General features: G+C 57.0%; 19 protein-coding genes. 7 read left to right on the top strand and 12 right to left on the bottom strand.

Annotated elements, in window-relative coordinates; all coding sequences use genetic code 11:
• Positions 1-75: 75 nt before the first annotated feature.
• Complete coding sequence (greB, locus tag MWH02_RS18330) at positions 76-564, bottom strand: transcription elongation factor GreB (protein WP_101762682.1); 489 nt, start codon at positions 562-564, stop codon at positions 76-78.
• Between the two features lie 192 nt (positions 565-756).
• On the opposite strand from greB, the gene MWH02_RS18325 reads away from it, so the two are divergent.
• The gene (locus MWH02_RS18325; RefSeq protein ID WP_439652373.1) at positions 757-3084 is read left to right on the top strand and encodes a Tex family protein; all 2328 of its coding nucleotides are present in this window, start codon (positions 757-759) and stop codon (positions 3082-3084) included.
• 113 nt (positions 3085-3197) lie between these two features.
• Complete coding sequence (locus MWH02_RS18320; protein WP_101762683.1) at positions 3198-4883, top strand: alpha-amylase family glycosyl hydrolase; 1686 nt, start codon at positions 3198-3200, stop codon at positions 4881-4883.
• Here MWH02_RS18320 and bioH read toward each other — a convergent pair.
• Positions 4867-5637 (bottom strand): pimeloyl-ACP methyl ester esterase BioH, encoded by a 771-nt coding sequence (gene bioH / locus MWH02_RS18315; RefSeq protein WP_271461194.1) that lies wholly within the window; start codon positions 5635-5637, stop codon positions 4867-4869. The genes MWH02_RS18320 and bioH overlap by 17 nt on opposite strands.
• Before the next feature lie 35 nt (positions 5638-5672).
• On the opposite strand from bioH, the gene gntX reads away from it, so the two are divergent.
• Together gntX and nfuA are read left to right on the top strand one after the other, a co-directional pair.
• On the top strand, positions 5673-6350 hold the full coding sequence (gene gntX, locus MWH02_RS18310; RefSeq protein ID WP_101762685.1) for a DNA utilization protein GntX: 678 nt from the start codon (positions 5673-5675) through the stop codon (positions 6348-6350).
• A gap of 58 nt (positions 6351-6408) precedes the next feature.
• Positions 6409-6984, top strand: a complete 576-nt coding sequence (gene nfuA / locus MWH02_RS18305; protein ID WP_064741235.1) for a Fe-S biogenesis protein NfuA — start codon at positions 6409-6411, stop codon at positions 6982-6984.
• A 39-nt stretch (positions 6985-7023) separates the two neighbouring features.
• Here the strand turns inward: nfuA and malQ are convergent, their stop codons facing one another.
• From malQ to glpE, 5 genes are all read right to left on the bottom strand, one after another.
• Positions 7024-9078 (bottom strand): 4-alpha-glucanotransferase, encoded by a 2055-nt coding sequence (gene malQ, locus MWH02_RS18300; RefSeq protein ID WP_271461193.1) that lies wholly within the window; start codon positions 9076-9078, stop codon positions 7024-7026.
• Between the two features lie 28 nt (positions 9079-9106).
• Positions 9107-11512 carry a maltodextrin phosphorylase gene (gene malP / locus MWH02_RS18295; protein WP_271461192.1) on the bottom strand — a complete coding sequence of 802 codons (2406 nt, stop codon included), beginning with the start codon at positions 11510-11512 and terminating at the stop codon, positions 9107-9109.
• A 175-nt stretch (positions 11513-11687) separates the two neighbouring features.
• Positions 11688-12446, bottom strand: coding sequence for a DeoR/GlpR family transcriptional regulator (locus MWH02_RS18290; protein WP_101762688.1), 759 nt, complete (start codon positions 12444-12446; stop codon positions 11688-11690).
• Positions 12447-12488: 42 nt separating this feature from the next.
• Positions 12489-13313, bottom strand: coding sequence for a rhomboid family intramembrane serine protease GlpG (glpG, locus tag MWH02_RS18285; RefSeq protein WP_271461215.1), 825 nt, complete (start codon positions 13311-13313; stop codon positions 12489-12491).
• A gap of 32 nt (positions 13314-13345) precedes the next feature.
• Positions 13346-13672: a thiosulfate sulfurtransferase GlpE gene (glpE, locus tag MWH02_RS18280; RefSeq protein ID WP_101762689.1), complete on the bottom strand. Its 327-nt coding sequence runs from the start codon at positions 13670-13672 to the stop codon at positions 13346-13348.
• A 228-nt stretch (positions 13673-13900) separates the two neighbouring features.
• Between glpE and glpD the strand changes: the two genes are divergently transcribed.
• The gene (glpD, locus tag MWH02_RS18275) at positions 13901-15409 is read left to right on the top strand and encodes a glycerol-3-phosphate dehydrogenase (protein WP_110867634.1); all 1509 of its coding nucleotides are present in this window, start codon (positions 13901-13903) and stop codon (positions 15407-15409) included.
• A 131-nt stretch (positions 15410-15540) separates the two neighbouring features.
• Here the strand turns inward: glpD and iolE are convergent, their stop codons facing one another.
• The 3 genes from iolE to iolD all read right to left on the bottom strand — a co-directional run bounded on the left by iolE (position 15541) and on the right by iolD (position 19519).
• Positions 15541-16437: a myo-inosose-2 dehydratase gene (gene iolE, locus MWH02_RS18270; protein WP_110867635.1), complete on the bottom strand. Its 897-nt coding sequence runs from the start codon at positions 16435-16437 to the stop codon at positions 15541-15543.
• A gap of 65 nt (positions 16438-16502) precedes the next feature.
• Entirely contained in the window at positions 16503-17516 is a 1014-nt protein-coding gene (gene iolG, locus MWH02_RS18265) for a bifunctional inositol 2-dehydrogenase/D-chiro-inositol 1-dehydrogenase (protein ID WP_271461191.1), read from the bottom strand.
• A gap of 68 nt (positions 17517-17584) precedes the next feature.
• Positions 17585-19519: a 3D-(3,5/4)-trihydroxycyclohexane-1,2-dione acylhydrolase (decyclizing) gene (gene iolD / locus MWH02_RS18260; RefSeq protein WP_192236966.1), complete on the bottom strand. Its 1935-nt coding sequence runs from the start codon at positions 19517-19519 to the stop codon at positions 17585-17587.
• A gap of 549 nt (positions 19520-20068) precedes the next feature.
• Here iolD and MWH02_RS18255 point away from each other — a divergent pair.
• Together MWH02_RS18255 and MWH02_RS18250 are read left to right on the top strand one after the other, a co-directional pair.
• Entirely contained in the window at positions 20069-21982 is a 1914-nt protein-coding gene (locus MWH02_RS18255) for a bifunctional 5-dehydro-2-deoxygluconokinase/5-dehydro-2-deoxyphosphogluconate aldolase (protein WP_271461190.1), read from the top strand.
• 331 nt (positions 21983-22313) lie between these two features.
• Positions 22314-23159 carry a MurR/RpiR family transcriptional regulator gene (locus MWH02_RS18250; protein ID WP_192414806.1) on the top strand — a complete coding sequence of 282 codons (846 nt, stop codon included), beginning with the start codon at positions 22314-22316 and terminating at the stop codon, positions 23157-23159.
• 72 nt (positions 23160-23231) lie between these two features.
• Here the strand turns inward: MWH02_RS18250 and iolB are convergent, their stop codons facing one another.
• Positions 23232-24047 (bottom strand): 5-deoxy-glucuronate isomerase, encoded by an 816-nt coding sequence (iolB, locus tag MWH02_RS18245; RefSeq protein ID WP_271461189.1) that lies wholly within the window; start codon positions 24045-24047, stop codon positions 23232-23234.
• 24 nt (positions 24048-24071) lie between these two features.
• A complete protein-coding gene (locus tag MWH02_RS18240; protein WP_008107947.1) occupies positions 24072-25577 on the bottom strand; it encodes a CoA-acylating methylmalonate-semialdehyde dehydrogenase in 1506 nt (501 codons plus the stop codon).
• Between the last annotated feature and the right edge of the window lie 16 nt (positions 25578-25593).

The following is a 25593-nucleotide window of genomic DNA, read 5'->3' as shown; positions in this document are numbered from 1 at the left end:
AATAAATTGCGCCGCTACGATGTGTGCGTTTTGCGAAAGAGTGTTGAGTACTACACCAACGGCGATTGCGCTTTTTTAAGGCGTCTCTTTCACATAATCGATGCTGTTCACAAACCACAACTTCTGCCCTTCCGGCGTGTTGACCACCACTTCGTCATCCACTTCTTTCTTGATCAGCGCGCGCGCCATCGGCGAGTCGATCGAGATGTACTCTTTCATCGTCTCGCCATAAATTTCATCCGGGCCAACAATGCGGAAACGCTTAACGTCGCCCTGCTCATTCTCCACTTGCACCCAGGCACCGAAAAACACTTTGCCCTCCTGCTGCGGCGCGTAATCGACGATTTTCAGATCGGCGAGGCATTTACGCAGATAGCGCACCCGGCGATCGATCTGGCGCAGCAGACGCTTGTTGTAGGTGTAATCCGCGTTTTCCGAACGATCGCCGAGGCTGGCAGCCCAGGAGACGATTTTGGTGACTTCCGGACGCTTTTCATTCCACAAATGGTCGTGTTCGGCACGCAGCTTGTTATAGCCTTCGCGGGTAATCAGTTGGGTTTTCATGACTTCAACTCGTGGTGACGGCGGTTCTTCGCAGCAAAGAGGCTAACAATAAGCGACCGATTGACCATCAGCAAGATTGCGCGCGCTGCATTCAGAAAAAGACGGATTCACGGGCCACCGGCTGGCAATTTTCGGCCTCATTCCGTATAACTGTCCGCTATTTCCAACCCTGTGTAAGCATTGTTAATGATGATGAAAGATTCACTGAGCCAGATTATCGCAGGTGAGCTGAAGGCACGCGCCGACCAGGTTGATGCTGCCGTTCGCTTACTTGATGAAGGGAACACCGTGCCGTTTATCGCACGTTATCGTAAGGAAGTGACCGGCGGACTCGACGACACCCAGCTGCGTTTGCTGGAGAGCCGTCTGAGTTACCTGCGCGAGCTGAACGATCGTCGCCAGTCGATTCTGAAATCCATCGACGAACAGGGCAAACTCACGCCTGAACTCGCCACCGCCATCAACAGCACGCTGAACAAAACCGAGCTGGAAGACCTTTACCTGCCGTACAAACAGAAGCGTCGCACGCGCGGACAGATCGCTATTGAAGCCGGTCTGGAACCGCTGGCCGATACGCTGTGGCAGGACCCATCGCAGGATCCCGAGCAGCTGGCCGCCAGCTACGTTGATGCCGACAAAGGTGTCGCCGACGTGCGCGCTGCTCTGGATGGCGCGCGCTACATCCTGATGGAGCGCTTTGCCGAAGACGCGACGCTGCTGGCGAAAGTGCGTGAATATCTGTGGAAGAACGCGCATGTGGTTTCGCGCGTGGTGGAAGGTAAAGAGGAAGAAGGCGCGAAATTCCGCGACTACTTCGATCATCACGAAGCGCTGAGCGGCGTCCCGTCGCACCGTGCGCTGGCGATGTTCCGCGGCCGCAATGAAGGCGTGCTGCAGCTGTCGCTGAATGCCGATCCGCAGTTCGATGAAGCCCCGCGTGAAAGCTATGGCGAAACGCTGATCGCCGAACACCTCAAGCTGCGCCTGAATAACGCGCCAGCGGATAGCTGGCGTAAAGCGGTGGTGAGCTGGACCTGGCGCATCAAAGTGCTGCTGCACCTCGAAACTGAATTGATGGGCACCCTTCGTGAACGCGCCGAAGATGAAGCCATCAACGTATTTGCCCGTAACCTGCACGATCTGCTGATGGCCGCGCCTGCGGGCATGCGCGCCACCATGGGCCTCGATCCGGGCTTGCGTACCGGTGTGAAAGTTGCGGTGGTAGATGCCACCGGCAAGCTGGTTGCCACCGATACCATTTATCCGCACACCGGCCAGGCGGCGAAAGCCGCCACGGCCGTGGCGGCGCTGTGCGCCAAACATCAGGTTGAACTGGTGGCGATTGGTAACGGTACCGCCTCGCGCGAGACCGAGCGTTTCTTCCTCGACGTACAGAAGCAGTTCCCGCAAATCAACGCGCAGAAAGTAATCGTCAGCGAAGCCGGTGCATCGGTCTATTCGGCTTCTGAGCTGGCGGCGCTGGAGTTTCCGGATCTCGACGTTTCCATCCGTGGCGCGGTTTCCATCGCGCGTCGCCTGCAGGACCCGCTCGCCGAGCTAGTGAAGATCGATCCGAAATCGATCGGCGTAGGCCAATATCAGCACGACGTCAGCCAAAGCCAGCTGGCGAAGAAGCTGGATGCGGTAGTGGAAGACTGCGTAAACGCCGTGGGTGTCGATCTCAACACCGCGTCTGTGGCGCTACTGACCCGCGTGGCCGGTTTAACCCGCATGATGGCGCAGAATATTGTTAGCTGGCGCGATGAAAATGGCCGCTTCCAGAATCGTCAGCAACTGCTAAAGGTGAGCCGCCTCGGGCCGAAAGCCTTTGAGCAGTGCGCGGGCTTCCTGCGCATCAACCACGGCGATAACCCGCTGGATGCCTCAACTGTGCACCCGGAAGCCTATCCGCTGGTCGAGCGCATTCTGGCCGCCACCGAGCAGGCGCTGAATGAGCTAATGGGCAATGCTGGCGGTCTGCGCGATCTGAATGCCCGCGACTTCACCGATGAGCGCTTTGGCTTGCCCACGGTCACAGACATCATCAAAGAGCTGGAAAAACCGGGCCGCGATCCACGTCCGGAGTTTAAAACCGCGCAGTTTGCTGAAGGCGTGGAAACGCTCAACGATCTGCTGCCGGGCATGGTGCTGGAAGGCGCCGTCACCAACGTCACCAACTTCGGTGCTTTCGTCGATATCGGCGTGCATCAGGATGGTTTGGTGCACATCTCTTCCCTTTCCGACAAGTTCGTTGAAGATCCCCATCAGGTGGTGAAGGCCGGCGATATCGTCAAAGTGAAGGTGATGGAAGTGGATATGCAGCGTAAGCGTATTGCGCTCACCATGCGTCTGGACGAGCAGCCTGGTGAAAGCAATGCCCGCGGCAGCAACCGCAGCGCAGGCAAAGAAAACGCCCGCCCGGCGGCCAATAACAAAGGTCGCGGCAAACCTGCCAGCTCGTCTGCCGGCAACAGCGCGATGGGCGATGCGCTCGCCGCGGCATTCGGTAAAAAACGCTAAGTTCCTGCCGTAAATAACGCGCGGAGAAACCCTCGTCTCTGCGCGTATCAGCTTGATAAATCTCCTCATCCAACTACGCTGAAAAAATAACCTTCCGCGTGGCCCAGCGATCCATGGATATTATCAACGCCTTAATCGATGAGATTTATCACGGCAGCTTTCCGGTCGCGGCGCGTGAACGCCTGCTTTCACACATTCGTGCCGCGCGCGATACGGCAAAACTGCCGCGCAAGGCGCACTGGGATGAGAAAGATGTGGTGCTGATTACCTATGCCGATCAATTCCGCGAACCTGAACAGCCAACCCTTGCCAGCTTCTCGCGTTTTTATCAGCAGCATCTGCAATCCACTTTCAGTCTGGTGCATCTGTTGCCGTTCTTTCCCTACTCTTCCGACGATGGCTTCTCAGTTATCGACTATCACCAGGTCAATCCGATCTGCGGCGACTGGCAGCACATCAGCGCGCTGCACAGCGAAACGCGGCTGATGTTTGATTTTGTCTGCAACCATATGTCGGCGCACAGCCGCTGGTTTCAACACTTTCTGGCGCAGGATCCGGGTTGGGATGATTTCTTTATCAGCATGCCGCCGGCGACCGATCTCAGCGCGGTGACGCGTCCACGCACCTCGCCGCTGCTCACACCGTTTGCGATGGCCGACGGCGAGACGCGCTATATCTGGACCACCTTCAGCGCCGACCAGATCGACCTCAACTTTGGCAATCCGGAAGTGCTGATTCGCATGGTCGATGTGCTGCTCGACTACCTGAACAAAGGCGCGGATTATGTGCGGCTCGACGCGGTGGGCTACATGTGGAAAACGCCGGGCACCAACTGCATTCACCTGCCGAAAACGCATCAGCTGGTGAAGCTGTTTCGCGCCATAGCCAATGAAGTGGCACCCGGTACGGTGATCGTCACCGAAACCAACGTGCCGCACAAAGACAACATCAGCTATTTCGGTAACGGCAAAGATGAAGCGCAAATGGTGTATCAGTTTTCGCTGCCGCCGCTGGTGCTGCACGCCATTCATTCGGGATCGGCGCGTGCGCTGCGTCAATGGGCCAGCACGCTGGATTTAGGCGGTGGCACCACCACTTTCTTTAACTTTCTTGCCTCGCACGACGGCATTGGACTCAATCCGGCGCGCGGCATTTTGTCGGAAGTGGAGATAGTGGCGCTGGTGCGTGATTTAGCACTGGAAGGCGCGCTGGTCTCCTACAAGAACAATGCCGATGGCACCACCAGCCCTTACGAAATCAATGTCACCTATTTCGATGCGCTCAATCAGCAGGACGACGACGATGACACGCGTTTGCGCCGCTTCCTGCTGGCACACGCGATTCTGCTGTCGTTTCCTGGCGTACCGGCGATCTACATTCAAAGTATTCTTGGCTCGCGCAACGATAATGAAGGCGTGCGCGCCGCCGGTCATAACCGCGCTATCAACCGGGAGAAGTACAGCCTGCGTGAAATGGAACAGTGGATCAGCGGCGGCAACCCGCTGCGCCAACAGGTGTATGAACGCCTGAGCGCGCTGATTCAACTGCGCACGCGGCAGCCCGCGTTTCATCCCGATAATCCGATGACGCTGCTGGAAAGCGAAAATAGCCTGCTGGTGTTGCGTCGCCATCAGCCGGATAGCGATGAGGGGTTGCTGTGTGTGTTTAATCTCAGCCGTCATGAGGTGACGACACAGTTACCGCTGGCGCGGCATATGCAGGATGTGATTAGCGGGGAGAAGCTGGATGGCAGCCAGCCCTTAACGCTGGCTGCGTGGCAGTTTATGTGGCTGCGGTAAACGTCATGATCAGCTGCGTAAATTCATCGGGGTGAGAAATGAAAGGCGCATGCGCGGCTTTCTCCATCACCACCGAGGATGAAGCTGGCCAGCGTGAATCCAGTACTTCTGCAATACGACGCGGCACCAGCCCATCGAGATAGCCGTAAATACGCAGGAACGGCAGCGGTAGATCGTCGAGCGCGGCACGCAAATCGTCCTGACGCAAAATCTCTAATCCCCCTTCCAGCACCGCAACCGACGGCATCGGCTGTGATAACACCACCTCTTTCAACTGACGCGCATCCTGTCGCGCGTTCTCCGTGCCCATGGTTTGCAGCGCCAGAAAGCGCTCAACGGTGCGCTGGAAATCCGTGCTCAACTGCTGCTGAAAATTTTGCAGCGTTTCGGGCTTGATGCCGGGCCATACATCACGCGCGGTAAAACACGGCGATAAGGCAACAGTGATCAGCGCTGCAACGCGCTCCGGCTGGGTTAACGCCAGCTGGCTGGCCACCAATCCACCCAGCGACCAGCCGAGCAGCACCGCGCGGTCGGGTAACTGCGGCAACAGCTGTTGCGCCATTTCCGCTAAGGTCAGCGGCGCAAAACCCTGGCTGCGGCCAAAGCCCGGCAGATCCACCAGATGCAGGCGAAAATGCGAGCTGAGTCGCGGAACGATGTTTTGCCACACTTCGGCGTTCAAACCCCAGCCGTGCAGCAGCACAAGATCGCGATCGCCCGTGCCTGTGGTGTGCCAGTAAAGCGAACTCATCGGTTACACTCCGGAAAAGTGATAAGGAGGTCGCTATGCTACCAATCCCGGCCCTGTGTTGGCTATGCCGCCTGCCGTTGCAGATTGCCAGCCACGGTTTGTGCAGCCGCTGCGTGCAGCAAATTCCGCGGCTACCGGCACTCTGTCCCTGCTGCGGTTTACCGGCCAGTGGAATGCAGCCCTGCGGGCGCTGCCTGCGCCGCCCGCCGCCGTGGCAGAGCCTGAGCTGCGTCAGCGATTACCTGCCGCCGCTGAGCGATTGGGTGCAGCAGTTGAAGTTTTCTCGCGTAACCGCACTCAGAGTGATGCTGGCGCGGCTGATTTTGTTAAAATTGTTAACAATGCGTCGTGATTACCGGCTGCCGCGTGTAGATTTGGTGCTGAGCGTACCGCTGCATCGTCGGCGCGCCTGGCAACGCGGCTACAATCAGGCGGCGCTGCTAGCAAAACCGCTGGCTCGCTGGCTGGGCTGTGAATATCGCGAAGCGGTAAAGCGGGTGCGACAGGGCGCAGTTCAGCATTCATTGAGCGCCAGCGCGCGCAAAAAGAACCTGCGCGGCGCGTTTCGCCTTGAAATGCCGGTGCGCGGACGCCATATCCTGCTTATCGACGATGTTGTGACGACCGGAAGTACCGTGGCGGAAATTAGCCGCATCCTGCTGGCGCAAGGCGCGGCCAGCGTACACATTGGTTGCCTGTGCCGTACCTTGTAGAGCGTCGGTGTTGGGCGTATTATAACCAAGTAATTTAGTCAACTATTGAGCAATCGCCATGATCGTTATTACTGATGCTGCGCAAGAGCACTTCTCAAAATTGCTGTCCAAACAAGAAGATGGCACTCAGATTCGCGTATTCGTCATTAATCCGGGTACGCCAACCGCAGAATGCGGTGTTTCTTACTGCCCACCCGATGCAGTAGAAGCGACTGATACCGAATTTAAGTTCGAAAAACTGTCAGCCTTTGTTGATGAGCTGAGCGCACCGTACCTCGATGACGCGGAAATCGACTTTGTTACCGACAACCTCGGTTCGCAGCTGACGCTGAAAGCGCCTAACGCCAAAATGCGGAAAGTCTCTGACGATGCGCCAATGGTGGAACGCGTGGAATATCTGCTGCAAGCGCAGATTAACCCGCAGCTGGCTGGCCACGGCGGTCGCGTATCGCTGATGGAAATCACCGATGACGGCATCGCCATTCTGCAATTCGGCGGCGGCTGTAACGGTTGTTCGATGATCGACGTCACGCTGAAAGATGGCATCGAGAAAGAGCTGCTGGCAGCCTTCCCTGAGCTGAAAGGCGTGCGCGATTTGACCGAGCACCAGCGCGGCGAGCACTCGTACTACTGATTAAGCACGCGGCAGCGACCCGACGCTGCCGCGCGTTCTTCAACGCTTCCTGCGCCCGGTATTCACCGCATTCAATAAGCCCGGCACGTTTCCTCTAAACATCTTTTCGATTGTGACGCTTAACTTGCGCCGCCAGTTTGGATATTCATCTACCGTACCCGGCACGTTGACCGGTGAAGACATAGCAAGCCAGTCTTCAGGTTGCAGCCCCAGCAATGCGCTGTTAGTGCGCGCCAGATAGCGGTGGAAGCCGCGATTGAGCACCGGTGTGAAGGACAATCGGCTGGCAACGGTACCGTGGCGCGCAGGCAACGTATTCATCTGATGCAGCGCATCCAATAGCGCCTGTTTTTGTGTATCCCTTTGCCTTAGCAATGACATGTATACGCTCTCCTGGTACAAGCCCAGTTTGTGACCCAGAAAAAGATCCTCATATCTCCAGAATCCCGCCAACGTCGGCAAATCATGGGTACTGGCGCTGGCAATCGACTGCACGGGATACTCTTGCGGCTGACGATAGCTGCCATCGCCGTGCTGCTCGAAGAACAACACTTTCCACGAGAAAATGCCGCTTTTGCGCAGCAGGCTGACGATCTCTTTTGGCACCGTGCCGAGATCTTCGCCAATGACCATGCAGCGATGGCGCTGACTCTCCAGCGCCAGGATCGCTAGCAGATCCTCAACCGGATAGGCCACGTAAGCGCCTTTATCCGCGCTTTCGCCGTAGGGAATCCACCACAAGCGCAGCAGCGCCATCACGTGATCGATACGCAAAGCGCCGCAGTCACGCATATTGGCGCGCAGCAGGTCGATAAAAGGCTGATAACCGCGCGCGCGCATCACATGTGGATCGAGCGGCGGCAAACACCAGTTTTGCCCCTGCGGACCGAGGCGATCCGGCGGTGCGCCAACGGAAGCGCCGAGTTTATACAGTTCCGGATCCTGCCAGGTTTCCGCGCTGCCTTGCGCCACGCCGACCGCTAAGTCGCGATATAATCCCACTTCCATGCCAAGCTGCTGGCTAATTTGACAGCAGATGGCAAACTGCTCTTGTGCCACCCACTGCAACCAACTCCAGAATTGAATCTCCTCTTCGTGTTCCGCACACCATTGCTGCACCTCCGGCAGCAAAGCGTTGCGCCAGCCTTCCGGCCAGTTGGTCCAACCCCATTCATCAGGATGCTGCTGGCTGCGTTCGGCGAGAATGCCATCAAACGCCGCCTGATAACGCAGATGGTCGCCGCCCTCAACGATAAATTGCTGGAATCCGGCATCTTCAGCGGCGCGCGGCTGGAAGCGCTGCCAGGCAAAGCGCAGCGCGGCCAATTTCAGTTTGGCCACCGCGCTGTAATCGACAAACTCAGCCGCGCGCGCCTGATCCAGCGCTTTGCGTGTTTTCGCCCTTTGCCACCAACGCTGCGCTGCCTCGCTACGCTGAAAATCCTCCAGCCGATTAACGTCGATATACAGCACGTTGAGCCAGCGACGTGAGGTTGGGCTGTAAGGACTGGCATGTTCTGGCTGTGCAGGATAAAGCGCATGCAAAGGATTAAGGCCAACGAAGTCACCGCCATTATTGGCAACGTTCTCCAGCATTTGCGCCAAATCGCCGAAGTCACCGATGCCCCAATTGTCATCCGATCGCAGCGTGTAAAGCTGTACTAACGCGCCCCACAGTTTCTCTCCTTGCTCGACTGATGCCGGGATAAAACAGCGGCGTGGCGCAATGATGATGCGGGTTTGCCACTGCTGGCGACCTTTGCGCAGCGTGAGCTGGTGATAACCCTGTGACAGACGTGGCGGCAGTGTGAGCGGTTCTCCGCCCTGCACTTCGCCGCTGAAGCTTTTGCCCTGTTCGGTTTGTAGCTGCCAGGAAAAGGTGCCGCTGCCTTGTGGCGTCAGTTGGCGCTTGCTGCGAGCGGCAAATACCTGCACCGGCGGCAGCGGTGGCGCTTTACCGGTTGGCGTTTCCATGACTGCCAGCAACGCGCGTTTGGTCTCATCGCTGATGGTTTCCGGCTCGCCGTGCGCGTTAATAAAGCGCAGCGAAATGCCGGCATCCTGTGTCGCCTGGTCCAGCTTGTTGAGCGTCATCGTGTCTCCAAAATCATCAATCGTGTCTTTATCGGGCCGCCTGCCAAATCCGCTGCTGATAATCGCGAATTGAACGATCAGAGCTGAAGCGGCCGGTGTGAGCGGTATTGAGGATCGCTGCGCGCGTCCAGGCGTCCGGGTTTTTCCACAACGCTTCCACCTGCTGCTGCGCGGCGATGTAGGCATCAAAGTCGGCCAGCACCAGCCAGGGATCGCCATTTTTGGTCAGGCTTTGCAGCATCAAATCAAACGCATGCTTATCGCCGTCGCTGAACTTGCCCTTCTCCAGCTCCTTCAGCAAACCATCCAGATAAGGATTCTGTTTACGCAGCTTTTTCGGGCTGTAGCCGCCCGCCTTCAGCGCTTTCACCTCGTCCACGCTGTTGCCGAAGATAAAGATATTCTTCGCGCCCACCGCTTCAGCAATCTCCACATTGGCGCCGTCCAGCGTGCCAATGGTGAGCGCGCCGTTCAGCGCCAGCTTCATATTGCCGGTGCCGGAAGCCTCATAACCGGCGGTGGAAATCTGCTCGGAGAGATCGGCGGCCGGAATCATCAGCTCTGCGGCGGTGATGCGGTAATCCGGGATAAACACCACTTTGAGGCGATCGCCGACGAGTGGATCGTTGTTGATCACCTCCGCCACTTTGTTGATGGCATAGATGATATTTTTGGCGAGGTAGTAGCTGGGCGCGGCTTTGGCGCCAAACAGGAACACGCGCGGCACAAAGTCGGGGTTATCCGGGTTGTCGCGCAGCTGGCGATAGCAGTGCAGCATATGCAGCAAACTGAGGTGCTGACGTTTGTACTCATGCAGTCGCTTAATCTGCACGTCAAACAGCGCATCCGGATTGATATCAATGCCGGTGACGCGCTTGACGTAGAGCGTCAGCCGCTGTTTGTTTTGCTGCTTGATGTCGCGAAACTGCTGACGAAACGCCTTCTTGCGGGCGAAAGGTGCCAGCCACGCCAGCGCATCGAGATCGTTGGCCCACTCAACCTGCAAGCTGTCATCGATCAGCGTCGCCAACAGCGGATTGCACTGTTTCAACCAGCGGCGCGGCGTGATGCCGTTGGTCACGTTATGGAATTTGTTCGGCCACAGCAGGTGATATTCCGGGAACAGATCTTTCACCACCAGCTCGGAGTGCAGCGCCGCCACACCGTTGACGGCGAAACAGCTCACCACGCACAGATTCGCCATGCGCACCTGACCATCAGCCACCACCGCCAGCTTGTGCCAGATCGCTTTATCGTCTGGCCACCGTTGCTTCACCACCTTTTTCAGGCGGCGATTAATCTCGCGGATGATCAACATATGGCGCGGCAGCAGGTCGCGCACCAGCTTCTCATCCCAGCGCTCCAGCGCTTCCGGCATCAGCGTGTGATTGGTATACGCAAAGGTGCGGCTGGTGATGTGCCACGCATCGTCCCAACTCAGTTGATGCTCATCCAGCAGCACGCGCAGCATCTCCGGGATGGCGATGGTGGGATGCGTGTCGTTAAGCTGGATCACTTCGAAATCTGGCAAGGTGCGAATGGCGCGCCCGGCGAGATGATGACGCCGCAGAATATCGCCCACCGCGCAGGCGCACTGGAAATACTGCTGCATCAGGCGCAGCCGCTTACCTTCGGCATGATTATCATTGGGATAGAGCACTTTGGTCAGCTTGTCGGCTGCAATGCCTTGCTGCTCAGCCTGCAGGAACTGGCCGTTGTTGAACGCGGTGAGATCGAACGGCTGCGCGCTGCTGGCTTTCCACAGGCGTAGCGGCAGCGTGATACCGTTGCGATAGCCCACCACCGGCAAATCCCAGGCTTCGCCTTTGAGGTGAATTTTAGGTCGCCAGCTGAGGCTGCCATCGTGGTTCTCTCTGACCTTGCCGCCGAGGCCTACCTGCACATCCAGCGCGGCGTTGTGGCGGAACCACGGATAGCGATCGCGCTGCCAGTCATCCGGCGCTTCCTGCTGCTTTCCGTCGACAAACGTCTGACGAAACAGGCCGTATTGATAGTTGAGGCCGTGGCCCATCGCAGCCTGGCCGACGGTCGCCATCGAATCCATATAGCAGGCGGCCAAACGCCCCAATCCGCCGTTACCGAGTGCCGGATCCACCTCCTCTTCCAGCAGTTCGCTCAGCTCAACCTGATGTTCCGCCAGCGCGGCTTGCACTTCGTTATACCAGCCAAGATTGAGCAAATTGTTGCCGGTCAAACGCCCCAGCAGAAACTCCATCGACAGATAGTTGACGTGGCGCTGCCCGTGTTTGGCTGGCACAGGTGGCTGCGTCGCCAGCATTTCTGCCAGCACGCGGCTCAGCGCTTGCCACCATTGCTGCGGTGTCATTTGCTGGGCGGAAGTGAGTCCGAGATGCTGCCATTGGCGGGTGAGCGCGGCGTCGAAACGTGTTTTATTGAATTTTTGCTGCGACATATCAATCCCTTCAAGTCCGTTAACGGTAAAGCCGGGCGAGCGCAAGAGGTGAATGGATAAGTAAAGCTGGGGGCGCAGAAAAAAGCGACAGGGAAATGCAGGTGCGGTGAAAAAAATCGGTGCTGATTTTTGTAGCGGCGCAATTTATCGCGCAATAAATTGCGCCGCTACGGCATTAGCAAAGTTCGAGGTGAACTTCGTGCTGTTCAATCACTTTCAGCACGCTGGCCGGCGGGCTTTGATCGGTATACATGTAATCAATCAGGCTCATATTGCCGAGGTTGACCATCGCATTACGGCCAAACTTCGAGTGATCCACCACCAGCATCACGCAGCGCGAGTTTTCGATGATGGCGCGTTTGGTGCGCACTTCGTGATAATCGAACTCCAGCAGCGAACCATCCATATCAATGCCGCTGATGCCGAGAATGCCGTAATCGAGGCGAAACTGCGAAATGAAGTCCAGCGTCGCTTCGCCCATGATGCCGCCATCGCGCGTGCGCACTTCGCCGCCGGCGATAATTACGCGGAAATCCGCTTTCGCCATCAGCAGAATCGCCACGTTGAGGTTGTTGGTGACGACGCGCAGATTGTTGTGATTGAGCAGCGCATGCGCTACCGCTTCCGGCGTGGTGCCGATATCAATAAACAGCGTGGCGCCATCAGGGATCTGGCTCGCCACGCGCTCGGCGATGCGCGCTTTCTCCGCCGACCACATCATTTTACGATCCTGCCATGCGGTATTTTCTGAGCTGGACGGCAGCGCCGCCCCGCCGTGATGGCGCATGATTTTGTTCTGATCGGCCAGGTCGTTCAGGTCACGCCGAATGGTTTGCGGGCTGACTTCAAAGTGATCAACAAGCTCTTCGGTACTGACATATCCCTGACGCCGGACCAGATCGATAATGGCGTCATGACGTTGCGTCTGCTTCACATCTCTCTCCTCGGCTCGTGGCCGCTTCTTTTATTGGTGCTGCTAACGACGCGTAATCTTACGCGTATCAACAAATGCCATCGCTAAACCCACCAGCAAGCCGGTGACGTGCGCGGCGTTGGCGATCGACAGACCAAATGCGCCGTACCAGCCAATCACCAACCATACGACCGCAAAGCCAATCAGGCCGCGCTCGAGATAAATACCACTTTCGGGATCGCGCTCGCCGCGCAGCCAGCAGTAACCCATCAACGCGTAAACCACGCCCGACAAGCCACCAAACAGCACGCCGCTGAACTTGGCCTGCATCCAGCCGGTTAGCAGCGCCGAGATCAGCATAATCACAAACAGCTTGCCGCTGCCGAGACGCTTCTCGACCGCACCGCCGAGATACCACCACCACATCAGGTTGAACAGGATATGCAGTAGCGAGAAGTGCAGCAGCGCATGGCTAAACCAGCGCCAAACCTGGAAATATTGCGAAGAATCCGCCGGCCACGCCAGCCAATCCAGCGCCACATCATCACCGACGATCTGCATCAGGATAAATACCGCGACGCAGGCGATCATCATGGTCATGGTGAGCGGACCTGCGCGTTCGCGAATGCTCGCCCAGATGTGGGTGCGCTCGTAGCGCAAGCCACTTTCGGTGTTGCCGCTATGCCAGCTGGCCGCCTGATAGCGCGGATGGTTGGGATCGCGCACGAACTGCGCGAGTTCGTTTTCGACCCTCTCCAGCTTGCTTTCGTCATCCAACATAATGACAAAGTGGCTTTCGCGCTCAATGCGTAGCGTCACGCCGCGAGTCGCCATGTAGTCGACAAACGCCTGCGCCATGCGCGGATTATTGAACTGGGTAATGCGCATCATGCGGTGATCTCCTTCCTTATGCGATGGGCTCAGGCGTCGCCGAGGGCAACCTGCGCCGGGAATGCCGCGCGCCAGGCATCAAATCCGCCGTCAATGCTGTACGCCGCGCTGAATCCCTGGCCCAGCAGGAACTGCGCCGCGCCTTTGCTGCTGTTGCCGTGATAGCACATCACCAGCACCGGCAAAGCCTGATTGGCGTTGGCGATGAAATCCGCCAGGTTGTCATTGTTCAGATGTTGCGCGCCCGCCGCGTGGCCCATCATAAAGCTCTGCGGATCACGGATATCCACCAGCTGCGCACCTTGTGCCAGATGCTCTTGCGCCTGCAGGACATTAATACACTCGAAGGTTTCCATGGTGTCTCTCATTACTTCATCACGATTAGCGCCTAGTTTAACCTGAGAACGCGCCGCGATAACCTGACAAGTCCTGTGGTTATGTGATTTTTTTCCTGTCGGAATGTTAGCTATATCACGCAAAAATGTTTTTATTCAGTTAACCGCTGGCGTAGATGTTGGTTTCCGATTATTATTACGCTCGAAAACGAACATTTTAGAACTATTCCGAACATCGGAGGAGATGACGTGGAAACCAAAGACCTGATCGTGATCGGCGGCGGCATTAACGGAGCCGGCATTGCAGTGGACGCTGCAGGACGCGGACTGTCGGTGCTGATGCTGGAGGCGCGGGATTTGGCCTGTGCAACCTCCTCCAACAGCTCGAAATTGATTCACGGCGGCCTACGCTACCTTGAACACTATGAATTCCGCCTGGTGGGCGAAGCGTTAGCAGAACGTGAAGTGCTGCTGAAAATGGCCCCGCACATCGCTTTCCCGATGCGCTTCCGTCTGCCGCACCGTCCGCATCTGCGTCCGGCGTGGATGATCCGCATGGGCCTGTTTATGTACGATCGCCTCGGCAAACGCACCACGCTGCCGGGTAGTAAGAGCCTGCGTTTTGGCGCGGATTCGGCCCTCAAGCCGGAGATCACGCGCGGATTCGAATATTCTGACTGCTGGGTTGATGATGCGCGCATGGTGGTACTCAATGCGCAGGAAGTGGAAAAACAGGGCGGCGAAGTACGCACCCGCACGCGCGTGACCCGCGCCTGGCGTGAAGCCGGTTTGTGGATGGTGGAAGCCGAAGATATCGACAGCGGTAAAACCTACACCTGGCGCGCCAAAGGTCTGGTCAATGCGGCCGGTCCGTGGGTAAAAGAGTTCTTCGACGATGGCCTGAAGCTGAAATCGCCGTACGGCATTCGTCTGATCAAAGGTAGCCACATCGTGGTACCGCGCGTCCATCGCGAAAAGCAGGCGTATATCCTGCAAAACGAAGATAACCGTATCGTGTTTGTGATTCCGTGGATGGATGAGTTCTCCATCATCGGCACCACCGACGTGGAGTACAAAGGCGATCCGAAAGACGTGAAGATCGATGACAACGAAATCAGTTACCTGCTGAACGTGTTCAATGGACACTTCAAACAACAGCTAAGCAAAGATGACATCGTCTGGACTTACTCGGGCGTACGCCCGCTGTGCGATGACGAATCAGATTCGCCGCAGGCCATCACCCGTGATTACACGCTGGATGTGCATGACGACAATGGCCAGGCGCCGCTGCTGTCCGTGTTCGGCGGCAAGCTGACCACCTATCGTAAGCTGGCGGAACATGCGCTGGAGAAACTGACCAAATACTACCCGAATATCGGCCCGGCGTGGACCAAAAACGCGGTATTGCCGGGCGGGGATTTCTCCGGTTCACGCGAGGATTACACCGCCAGCCTGCGTCGTCGCTATCCGTTTATCAGCGAAGGGATGGCGCGTCACTTTGCGCGGACTTACGGCAGCCGCACCGAAGAGCTGCTGGCAGGCGCGAAGAGCATCGACGATCTGGGTGAAAACTTCGGTCACGAGTTCTACGAAGCCGAGCTGCGTTACCTGGTGAAAAACGAATGGGTACGCGAACTGGATGATGCGATTTGGCGTCGTACCAAACAAGGTATGTGGCTGAACGAAGCCGAGCAGGCGCGCATTGCCGAGTGGCTGGCGGTCAACGCACAGAAACCGGCGTTGTCGTTAGCGTCATAATCTCAGCCAATTAAAAGGCCGCTATCCTGATGGGATAACGGCCTTTTTTTATGGAAAACAGCGCGATAAATCGCGCCGCTACGAATGCGTGCACATCCCGTAGCGGCGCAATGCACTGCGCGCATTTGCCCTTATAACCCCGCATTCTCGCGGATGTACTTACGCGCTTTCACCGCATATTCGAACGGATTGGCCAGCGCCGGATCCTGCTCCGCTTCCACCACCATCCAGCCTTTATAGCCGTAATCATCGAGGATTTTGAACACCGGTTTAAAATCGATCACGCCATCGCCCGGCACGGTGAAAGTCCCCTTCTTCACGCCATCCAGGAACGACAGCGATTTCTCACGCACTTCGGCTACCACGCTGTCGCGCACGTCTTTCAGATGCACGTGGAAAATACGCGGCAGATATTTGGTCAGCACATCCAGCATCGCCTGCTGTGAACCTTCGGAATAGTAGATGTGGCCGGTATCGTACAGCAGGCCAACATTCTCATTGGTCGATTCCATAAAGCGGTCAATCTCGGCTGGCGTCTGAATGCCGGTGCCCATGTGGTGGTGCAGCGTCAAACGCATGCCTTTTTTCGCGGCGATCTCCGCCAGCTCGTTGTAGCCTTCCGCGGTTAAGCGCCACTCTTCATCGCTGAAAATCGGCTTCTGCTCCAGCACCGCCAGCGTGGTGCCCTGAATACTTTTGCTCTGCTCGGAGCAACCAATCACGCGCGCGCCCATCGCATGCAGGAAATTCATGTGATTGATAAATTCGTCGATGGTTTTCGCTTTGTCGCCGTTGGCGAAGAAGGTGCTGAACCACGCGTTGCAGATCTGAATGCCACGGATATCGAGCATCGGCTTGAGAATCGCCGGATCGCGCGGATATTTGCTGCCCACTTCGCTGCCGGTAAAGCCCGCGAGCGCCATTTCACTCACGGTTTGCTGGAAGGTGTTTTCGCTGCCCAGCTCTGGCATGTCGTCGTTAGTCCAGCCGATTGGCGCGATCGCCAGTTTAACGTTGTCTTTGTTCATGTTGTTGTCCCTGATTCACAGAGGCGGCCGCTGAGCCGCCGAGGAGTATTTAGCGCACAGCTCAGTTATTTGGCGTAGAAATCCGGACGCGGCGGCATGGTTACCGGCTCAATCGCACCGCTGTTCTGCGCTTTGTGGCAGGCATCGGCGGCCACGGAAGCAGCAAAACCATCCCAGGCAGAAGGTCCGGTCAGTTGGCCGTCTTTCACGTCATTAATAAACGCTTGCAGCTCAACGTCATAAGCATCAATGAAACGGTCTTTCCAGTCGGTTAGCAGCGGCACGCCGAGACGCGCGTTTTTGCGCGTTTGAATAGCCGAAGGCTCCGGCAGCTTAGCGATGCCCTCTTCGCCCACCACTTCACACTGAATGTCGTAGCCGTACGCGCAGTTAACAAAGATCTCCACATCAATGCGGATACCTTTCTGCGTTTCGAACAGCACGATCTGCGGATCTTTCAACCTGGCATGAGACTTCGACGTGGTGCGCGGGAACACCACCTGCACGGTTTTGTAGTCGTCTTCGGTCAGCCAGCGCAGCACGTCCAGCTCGTGAATCAGGGTGTTAGTGATCGCCATGTCGGTGGTGTAATTCTCGCCGACGCTCTGGTTGCGGTGCGCGCAGTGCAGCATCAGTGGTTCGCCGATTTCACCGTCGGTGATCACTTTTTTCAGCGCGCGATAGCCGGCATCGTACGGGCGCATAAAGCCCACTTGCACCAGACGTTTACCGTGTTTGATCTCGGCATCCACAATGCGACGGCAACCTTCAGCGCTCAGCGCCAGCGGCTTTTCACAGAACACCGGTTTGCCGGCCGCGATTGCCGCCAGCGTAAACTCTTCGTGGGTCGGATCCCAGGATGTCACCAGCACGGCGTCAACGTCTGGCGAGTTGATCACCTGATGACCATCCTGATACACCTCGGCTTCGATATTCAGACGTTGCAGCGCCGAGCGCGCCCCTTCCACGTTGATATCAGAAACCGCCACCACTTTGGCACCCTGCAAGACGTTATTGCAGCGACGAATGTGTTCCTGACCAATTGCACCGGTACCAATTACACCGAGTTTGAGCGTCATAATTACACCTGTAGAGTCGGATAAGTTAGGGTAAAACAAGGCCGGAGAGCTCCGGCCTAAAAGAGGTTTTAATACTTACGTGCTTGTTCGATATGCACGTTAAGGTTGTCGGCCACTTCTTGCGTGCGCGTTGACGTAGAGGTTTGCGCCACGCCAACGTGCCACCAGCTGAAGTATTTGTGCACCATGGTTTTTGGCAGCACTTTGATGTCGAACAGCACGGAAACGGTCTGCTTCTGCGCGTCGATCAACGCGGCTTCCAGCTGTTCCAGCGTGGTGATGCGGTAGGTTTTGCAGCCGTAACCGCCGGCAATCGCCGCGAAGTCCACCGGCACAAAGCCGCCATCCAGCTTGCCACCTTCCGGATTACGGAAGCGGAACTCGGTGGTGAAGCTGTCCATGCCGTGTTCCATCTGCAGGTTGTTGATACAACCGTTGGTCATGTTATCCAGCAGCACCACGTTGATTTTCGCCCCTTCCTGAATCGACGTGACCAGCTCGGAGTGCAGCATCATGAACGAACCGTCGCCAACCATGACGTAGACTTCACGCTGCGGCTGCGCCAGCTTTACGCCCAGCGCGGCATTCACTTCATAACCCATACAGGAGTAGCCGTACTCAACGTGGTACGAGTTGTAATCTTTGGTGCGCCACACGCGCTGCAGGTCGCCCGGCAGACTGCCCGCTGCCGCGACGATCACCGCATCCTTTGGGAGCTGCTCGTTTAAGGTGCCCAGCACGCTGCTCTGCGTCAGCACCGATTTCGTCAGGCGCTCAAACTCGGCAAACAGCGCTTCGCGATCGGCGTGGTCGGCGATTTCCGGAATGAAATCGTCGGTGTTATAGGTGGCGGCATAGACGCGCTGCGTCTCTTTCAACAGCTTGCTTTGCGACAGCTCAATCTGGCCGCCCCAATGGTTTTCGAAACCTTGCAACCCGCTTTCCAGCGCGGTTAAACCTTCACGCGCATCCGCCAGCAGCTGCACCGCATCCAGCTTGTAGCTGTCGAAGTTGCTGACGTTGAGGTTCAGATAGCTCACGTCCGGATTCTGGAAAATCCATTTCGACGCGGTGGTGAAGTCGGTGTAACGCGTACCGATACCAATCACCAGATCGGCCTCTTTCGCCAGCAGGTTGGCCGCCAGGCAGCCGGTTTCGCCCACGCCGCCGACATTGAGCGGGTGATCGGAAACGATGGTGCCTTTACCGGCCTGAGTTTCGGCAAACGGAATGTTGAAGCGCTCGGCAAATTTCAGCAGCGCATCCCCGGCATCAGAGTATTTCAGGCCGCCGCCGACAATGATCAGCGGCTTGTGTTTACGCGCAATCAGCGCCAGCGCATCTTCTAATTGCGCGGCAGTTGGCAAGCGGCGATCCAGACGATGCACACGTTTCTGGAAAAAGTATTCCGGGAAGTCCCAGGCTTCGCCCTGCACGTCCTGCGGCAGCGCAATCGTCACCGCGCCGGTTTCTGCCGGATCGGTCAACACGCGCAAGGCGTTGATGCAGGCAGTCATCAGCTGTTCCGGGCGGCTGACGCGATCCCAGTATTTGCTCACCGCGCGGAACGCGTCGTTGGTGCTGATGCTGAGATCGTGGCTCTGTTCAATCTGCTGCAATACCGGATCCGGTTGGCGCGTAGCGAACACATCGCCCGGCAGCAGCAGTAAAGGAATGCGGTTGGCGGTCGCGGTGGCAGCAGCGGTAATCATGTTGGCCGCGCCGGGACCGACCGATGAGGTACAGGCGATAATCTGACGACGCAGCGACTGCTTGGCAAAGCCAATGGCAGCGTGCGCCATGCCCTGCTCGTTACGGCCCTGATGCACCACCAGATCGCCGCTGTCCTGCTCCAGCGCCTGTCCCAATCCCAGCACGTTGCCGTGACCGAAAATGGCAAAAATGCCTTTCACAAATTTGGTTTCAACGCCGTCAACGTTCAGGTATTGGTTATCAAGAAATTTTACCAGCGCCTGTGCCGTGGTGAGTCTGATTGTGCCCATATGCTTCTTCCTTTACATGCTGGTACCTGCGGCGAGGTACATCGCGGTTCGGGTAAAAACTGCCGTTCACGGCGCCCGCGGATTAAGTGAAACGTGAGGCGATTATAAACAAATATTTTTTTCATAAAACACGATTACAGAAGAAACATTTCATTTTGCGATGGAGATCAAATTCAGCAATGAAACGTGGGCTGCGCAAGCCGCGAAAGGGGGAAAAGTGGAACAGTAACAGGTCATTTTCAGGTCATAACGAAATTTCATTTCACTTCAGTAGCTTCCTTGATTCGCCAGCACTTTCCTGAGACCTGGCTCACAAGCCTGACTATCACTGAAACTCCCGACGATTCAAACGCCGCTTTGCGGCCTGGTCAGAGTTTTACCTGGCTCACAAAATCGTGATGGATGTTTCATTTCATATTGAATTTGGAATTTTTATTCCTCATACTGCGACCAAAGCCAATCAGGCACCTTGAGAACCCGGAAGCAAAGCGCTCGACGTTGGGCGGCAGCGCCCGCAGTGTCTGCTTATCACAGAAGGAAACAATAGGTATGAGTACACAACAGAAGCGGCTTGATGTGATTTGTATCGGACGCATCGCCGTCGACCTCTACGGTCAGCAAATTGGATCACGCCTGGAAGATATGACCAGCTTCAACAAATATCTCGGCGGGTCTTCCGGCAACGTGGCCTACGGTACGGCGATCCAGGGCCTGAAATCGGCGATGCTGGCGCGCGTAGGTGACGAGCATAACGGCCGCTTTTTGCGTGAAGAGCTGCAACGTGCGGGCTGCAATACCGATGGCCTGATTACCGATAAGCAGCGCCTGACCGGGCTGGTGATCCTTGGGATCAAAGATGAAGAGAGCTTCCCGCTGATCTTCTACCGCGACAACTGCGCCGATATGGGGCTGGTGCCGGAAGATATTAACGAAGATTTCATCACCTCTTCACGCGCGGTCGCCGTCACCGGCACGCACCTTTCGCATCCGCAAACCCGCGCCGCCGTACTGAAAGCGCTGGATATCGCCAAACGCAACGGCCTGCGCACCGCGCTGGATATCGATTATCGTCCGGTACTGTGGGGATTGACCTCACTCGGCGACGGCGAAACGCGTTTCATTGAATCGGGCGAAGTGACGCAACAACTGCAGGAAGTGCTGCACTATTTCGATTTGGTGGTCGGAACGGAAGAAGAGTTCCATATCGCCGGTGGCAGCACCGATACGCTGACCGCGCTGAAAAATGTGCGTCAATCGAGCCAGGCCACATTAGTGTGCAAACGCGGTCCGCTGGGTTGCGTGGTGTTTGAGGGCGAGATCCCGGATAGTTGGGAACAGACCAAACTGCAGAGCGGCGTGCGCGTTGAAGTGCTGAACGTGCTGGGTGCGGGCGATGCCTTTATGTCGGGCCTGCTGCGCGGCTGGCTGAATGATGAAAGCTGGGAGCAAGCGTGCCGTTACGCGAACGCCTGTGGCGCGCTGGTGGTTTCGCGCCACGGCTGTGCACCGGCGATGCCGACCAAAGAAGAGCTGGATGATTTCCTAAGCCGCGATAAAGAGGTGAAACGTCCGGATCTTGATGTACGTCTCAATCACTTGCATCGCGTCACCACGCGTAAACAGCAGTGGCCAGAGCTGAATGTGTTCGCCTTCGACCATCGCAAACAGCTGGCTGATATGGCGCGCGAAGCGGGCGTCAGCGAAGAGCGCATCCCAGAATTGAAACTGCTGCTGCTGCGTGCCGCAGAAGAAGCGGCCAATGAAGCCGGCCTGAATGAAAAGAGCGGCATCCTCGCGGACACCACTTACGGCCAGAAAGCGCTGAACGCGATTACCGGTAAAAACTGGTGGATTGGGCGACCAATTGAGCTGCCAAGTTCACGTCCGCTGCGCCTTGAACACGGCAACATCGGCTCACAGCTGGTCGACTGGCCAGCCGAGCACGTGGTGAAATGTCTGGTGTTCTACCATCCGCACGACAGCGCGGAACTGCGCAAAGAGCAGGATGAGCTGGTGCTCGATGTGTGGAATGGCTGTAACAAGAGCGGGCACGAACTGCTGCTGGAGCTGATTCTGCCGGAGAGCAATCCGGACCGTAACGAATCCTACTATTACGACATGCTGAGCCACTTCTACAGCCTTGGCATTCAGCCAGACTGGTGGAAACTGCCGCCGCTGTCTGCCGAAAGCTGGCAGGCGATCAGCGGGTTGATCGAGCAGAACGATCCGCACTGCCGCGGCATTCTGCTGCTGGGCCTCGATGCCCCGGAAGAGACGCTGAAAGCCGGTTTCGCCGCCGCAGCGCAAGCGCCGTGGGTGAAAGGTTTCGCGGTAGGTCGCACCATCTTCGGCCAGCCGTCACGCCAGTGGCTGCAAGGCGAGCTGGATGATACAGCGCTGGTTGAGACCGTGAAAGGGAACTACCTGCGGTTGATCGGCTACTGGCGCGCTGTACGCGGTTAAGTGCGAAGTTAGCTGGGAAAAAGCGGCCAATTGGCCGCTTTTTTGATTATGCTCGCTGGCCCTCATCCTGACCTTCTCCCACAAGTGGGAGAAGGGACCGATCCAGCAACTGTTGAGTATTGAACGCGATCTGCTAAGCCGCACAAGACGGTTCCCTCGCCCGCTTGCGGGAGAGGGTTAGGGTGAGGGGAAAACCTGCATATTCTGTGAGGCATTTCATAAACCGATGAAATAAGCGTCACGATGATGTCAAACAAATGAAATTTTCCATCCATCTGGTACTATAGCGCTCATTATCCAGCCATATTTTCTTTTCTAGCGGGCCGAAGTAATGACCAATAATCCAACGCAATTAACCTTGTTACAGGACGAGATCCGTCGTCGCTATGAGACGCTGAGCAAACGCCTGAAGCAGGTGGCTCGTTATATCCTTGATAACAGTAACAGCATCGCTTTCGATACCGTTGCTTCCATTGCACAACATGCCGATGTGCCGCCCTCGACGCTGATCCGCTTTGCCAACGCCTTTGGCTTCAGCGGCTTCAACGAAATGAAACAGGTTTTCCGTCAGCACCTGATGGAAGAGACCGTTAACTATACCGAGCGCGCACGTCTGTTCCGCCAGACCGCCACTGACGACAGCGCCACTTCACCCGAAAGCCCGGCCGAAATCCTCAACGTCTTCACCATGGTCAACAGCCAGGCGCTGCAACAGCTGGCGATGCAGGTCAATCCGGACCAGCTCAACCGCGCGGTGAAAATGCTCGATGAAGCCGAGAACATCTACATCATCGGCCTGCGTCGCTCATTCAGCGTGGCATCGTATCTGGTGTATGCGCTGCGCCATCTGGAGCGTCGTGCGTTCCTGATCGACGGCCTCGGCGGCATGTTCACCGAGCAGCTGAGCATGGTGAACCCTAAAGACGTGGTGATCGCCATCAGCTATTCGCCATACGCGCGTGAAGCGGTGGAGTTGGTTGAGTTGGGTGCCAAACGTGGCGCGCATCTGATCGCCATCACCGACAGCCAGGTCAGCCCGCTGGCTGCCTTCAGCGATGTGTGTTTTGTGGTGCGTGAAGCGCAAGTGGATGGCTTCCGTTCGCAGGTCGCTTCGCTGTGTCTGGCACAGACGCTCGCCGTGTCGCTGGCGCTGAACAACAACGTGGCCAGCGAATAATCTCTTCGCAGAGTCGACCAGCGAACAAAAAAGGGCAGCCACCTGGCTGCCCTTCTTACATTGATGTGCAATCTACGAACGCGGATACTGGTCGCTGTTCACCCAGGCGTGATCTTTCTCCCAGGTAAATTTCCACAGACGTTTTGGGCCCGCCATCACGTTGAGATAGTAGTTATCGTACCCGGCAATGGTTGCCACCGGATGATAGCCGCGCGGCACCGTCACCACATCGCGGTTATACGGCGCCATGCACTCGTCGAGTGAACGGTCGTCGGTATAAACGCGCTGCATGGCGAAACCTGGCTCAGGATCAAAACGGTGATAGTAGGTCTCTTCCAGATAGGTTTCGTCCGGGCTGTTTTTCTGGTCGTGCTTGTGGCTGGGGTACGAACTGGTCGCGCCTTCATCGGTGTAGACTTCCACCACCAGCAGGCTGTCGGCCTCTTTATTGTCCGGCAGAATGTTGTGCACCAGACGCTGATTACGCCCTTTACCACGCTGCTCAACACCAACATCTTCCGGCGCAATCAGTCGCGCCGGCAGGTTGCCGCTGCTCGGTGCATTACACACCGCCAGCTCCAGATCGCTATCCGCATACACTTCCACTTCGTCGTTATGCGGTACGTAGACTGAGTAAGGCGGAGTGCGTTCAAACGGCGACAGACGCTTACCCAGATTCGGAAACTCGGCGTGACGGGTTTTCACCGACGCAAAGCCCGCCACCAGCACCAGACACAACTCTTTGTCGCCGCTACTCAGCTTCAGGCTCTGCCCTTTTTTCAGCAGATAAGCGTCGAAGCCGACATATTCCCAGCCCGCGCTTTCCGGCGTGACGTGCTGGATGCGGCCGTTGCTGTCGGGTTTTTGCGCTTTCGAAATCAGAGACATCCTGTTCCTCCTTGTTGAGCGAAATTAGCCCAGCGTCGGCATGCTGAACTCAGATACGGTCTGCTGGCCGCTCGGCCAACGCACGGTGGCGGTTTTCATGCGGGTGTAGAAACGCACGCCGTCTGGACCGTGCACGTTCAGCGCACCAAATACCGAACGCTTCCAGCCGCCGAAGCTGTGGAACGCCATCGGAACCGGAACCGGCACGTTAACGCCAACCATGCCAGCTTCGACGTTCTGCACAAACTCACGCGCGGTGTGGCCGTTGCTGGTGAAGATGGCGCTACCGTTACCGAATTCGTGGCTGTTAACCAGCTGCAGTGCGCTGTCGTAATCGCTGGAACGCATGATGCTGAGCACCGGCCCGAAGATCTCTTCGCGCCAGATGGTCATATCCGACGTCACATTGTCGAATAGCGTGCCGCCAACGTAGTAACCTTCTGCATGGCCAGCAACCTGTATGCCGCGGCCATCAACCACCAGCTTCGCGCCTTCCTGCTCACCTTTGTCGATGTAGCCCAGCACTTTCTTCTGGTGCGCAGCAGAAACCACCGGCCCCATTTCATTCTCTTCGGCACCTTTCTGGATGCCAGGACCGACGCGCAGCGCTTTGATCAGCGGCGTCAGACGCGCAATCAGTTTGTCTGCGGTGTCGTCACCCACGGCAACCACAACCGGCAGCGCCATGCAGCGTTCACCCGCTGAACCAAACGCGCCGCCCATAATGGCGTTCACGGTGGCATCGAGATCGGCATCGGGCATCACGATGGCGTGGTTTTTCGCCGCGCCAAACGCCTGCACGCGTTTACCGTGGGCGCTGGCAGTTTTATAGATGTGCTCCGCTACGCCGGAAGAACCCACGAAGCTGACTGCGGCGATGCGCGGATCTTTGTAAAGCTGCTCGGCATCTTCGTTAGACGAATGCACCACGTTGAATACGCCATCCGGCAGGCCCGCTTCTTTCAGCAGTTCGGCCATGCGCACAGATGCGGAAGGATCCAGCGCCGGTGGCTTGAGGATAAAGGTGTTGCCGCACGCCAGCGCGATGGGGAACATCCACAGTGGCACCATCGCCGGGAAGTTAAACGGTGTGATACCGGCGACAACGCCGACCGGCTGCATCAGCGAATAACTGTCAACGCCGGTGCCCACGCTCGGTGAGTTCTCACCTTTAATCAGATGTGGAATACCGCAGGCATACTCGATCACTTCGATACCGCGCGTCAGTTCACCCAGCGCATCGGACCACACTTTACCGTGCTCAGACACGATCAGTGCCGCCAGCTCTTCGCGGTGTTTTTCCATCAGCGCTTTAAAATTGAACATCACACGGGCACGACGCAACGGCGCGGTTTTCGACCATTCCGGGAAGGCGGCATGCGCGACTTCAATCGCCTTTTCCACTTCAGCGGCGGTGCTCTGCGTCAGTTCACGCACGACTTTGCCGGTCGCCGGATCGTACACGGGAATGGTTTCATTGCTGGCGCTGTGGGTAATTTTGCCGCCGATAAAGTTTCCTACGATAGTCATGTCGTTGCCTCTTAGA

The sequence above is a fragment of the Pantoea leporis genome, from assembly GCF_028048155.1.
GTDB lineage: Bacteria > Pseudomonadota > Gammaproteobacteria > Enterobacterales > Enterobacteriaceae > Pantoea > Pantoea leporis.
This window is presented reverse-complemented; position numbering and strand designations above follow the sequence as displayed.

Coding starts and splice junctions, on each gene's coding strand:
- greB (WP_101762682.1), bottom strand. CDS start 564: ATGAAAACCCAACTGATTACCCGCGAAGGCTATAACAAGCTGCGTGCC.
- MWH02_RS18325 (WP_439652373.1), top strand. CDS start 757: ATGAAAGATTCACTGAGCCAGATTATCGCAGGTGAGCTGAAGGCACGC.
- MWH02_RS18320 (WP_101762683.1), top strand. CDS start 3,198: ATGGATATTATCAACGCCTTAATCGATGAGATTTATCACGGCAGCTTT.
- bioH (WP_271461194.1), bottom strand. CDS start 5,637: ATGAGTTCGCTTTACTGGCACACCACAGGCACGGGCGATCGCGATCTT.
- gntX (WP_101762685.1), top strand. CDS start 5,673: ATGCTACCAATCCCGGCCCTGTGTTGGCTATGCCGCCTGCCGTTGCAG.
- nfuA (WP_064741235.1), top strand. CDS start 6,409: ATGATCGTTATTACTGATGCTGCGCAAGAGCACTTCTCAAAATTGCTG.
- malQ (WP_271461193.1), bottom strand. CDS start 9,078: ATGACGCTCAACAAGCTGGACCAGGCGACACAGGATGCCGGCATTTCG.
- malP (WP_271461192.1), bottom strand. CDS start 11,512: ATGTCGCAGCAAAAATTCAATAAAACACGTTTCGACGCCGCGCTCACC.
- glpG (WP_271461215.1), bottom strand. CDS start 13,313: ATGCGCATTACCCAGTTCAATAATCCGCGCATGGCGCAGGCGTTTGTC.
- glpE (WP_101762689.1), bottom strand. CDS start 13,672: ATGGAAACCTTCGAGTGTATTAATGTCCTGCAGGCGCAAGAGCATCTG.
- iolE (WP_110867635.1), bottom strand. CDS start 16,437: ATGAACAAAGACAACGTTAAACTGGCGATCGCGCCAATCGGCTGGACT.
- iolG (WP_271461191.1), bottom strand. CDS start 17,516: ATGACGCTCAAACTCGGTGTAATTGGTACCGGTGCAATTGGTCAGGAA.
- iolD (WP_192236966.1), bottom strand. CDS start 19,519: ATGGGCACAATCAGACTCACCACGGCACAGGCGCTGGTAAAATTTCTT.
- MWH02_RS18255 (WP_271461190.1), top strand. CDS start 20,069: ATGAGTACACAACAGAAGCGGCTTGATGTGATTTGTATCGGACGCATC.
- MWH02_RS18250 (WP_192414806.1), top strand. CDS start 22,314: ATGACCAATAATCCAACGCAATTAACCTTGTTACAGGACGAGATCCGT.
- iolB (WP_271461189.1), bottom strand. CDS start 24,047: ATGTCTCTGATTTCGAAAGCGCAAAAACCCGACAGCAACGGCCGCATC.
- MWH02_RS18240 (WP_008107947.1), bottom strand. CDS start 25,577: ATGACTATCGTAGGAAACTTTATCGGCGGCAAAATTACCCACAGCGCC.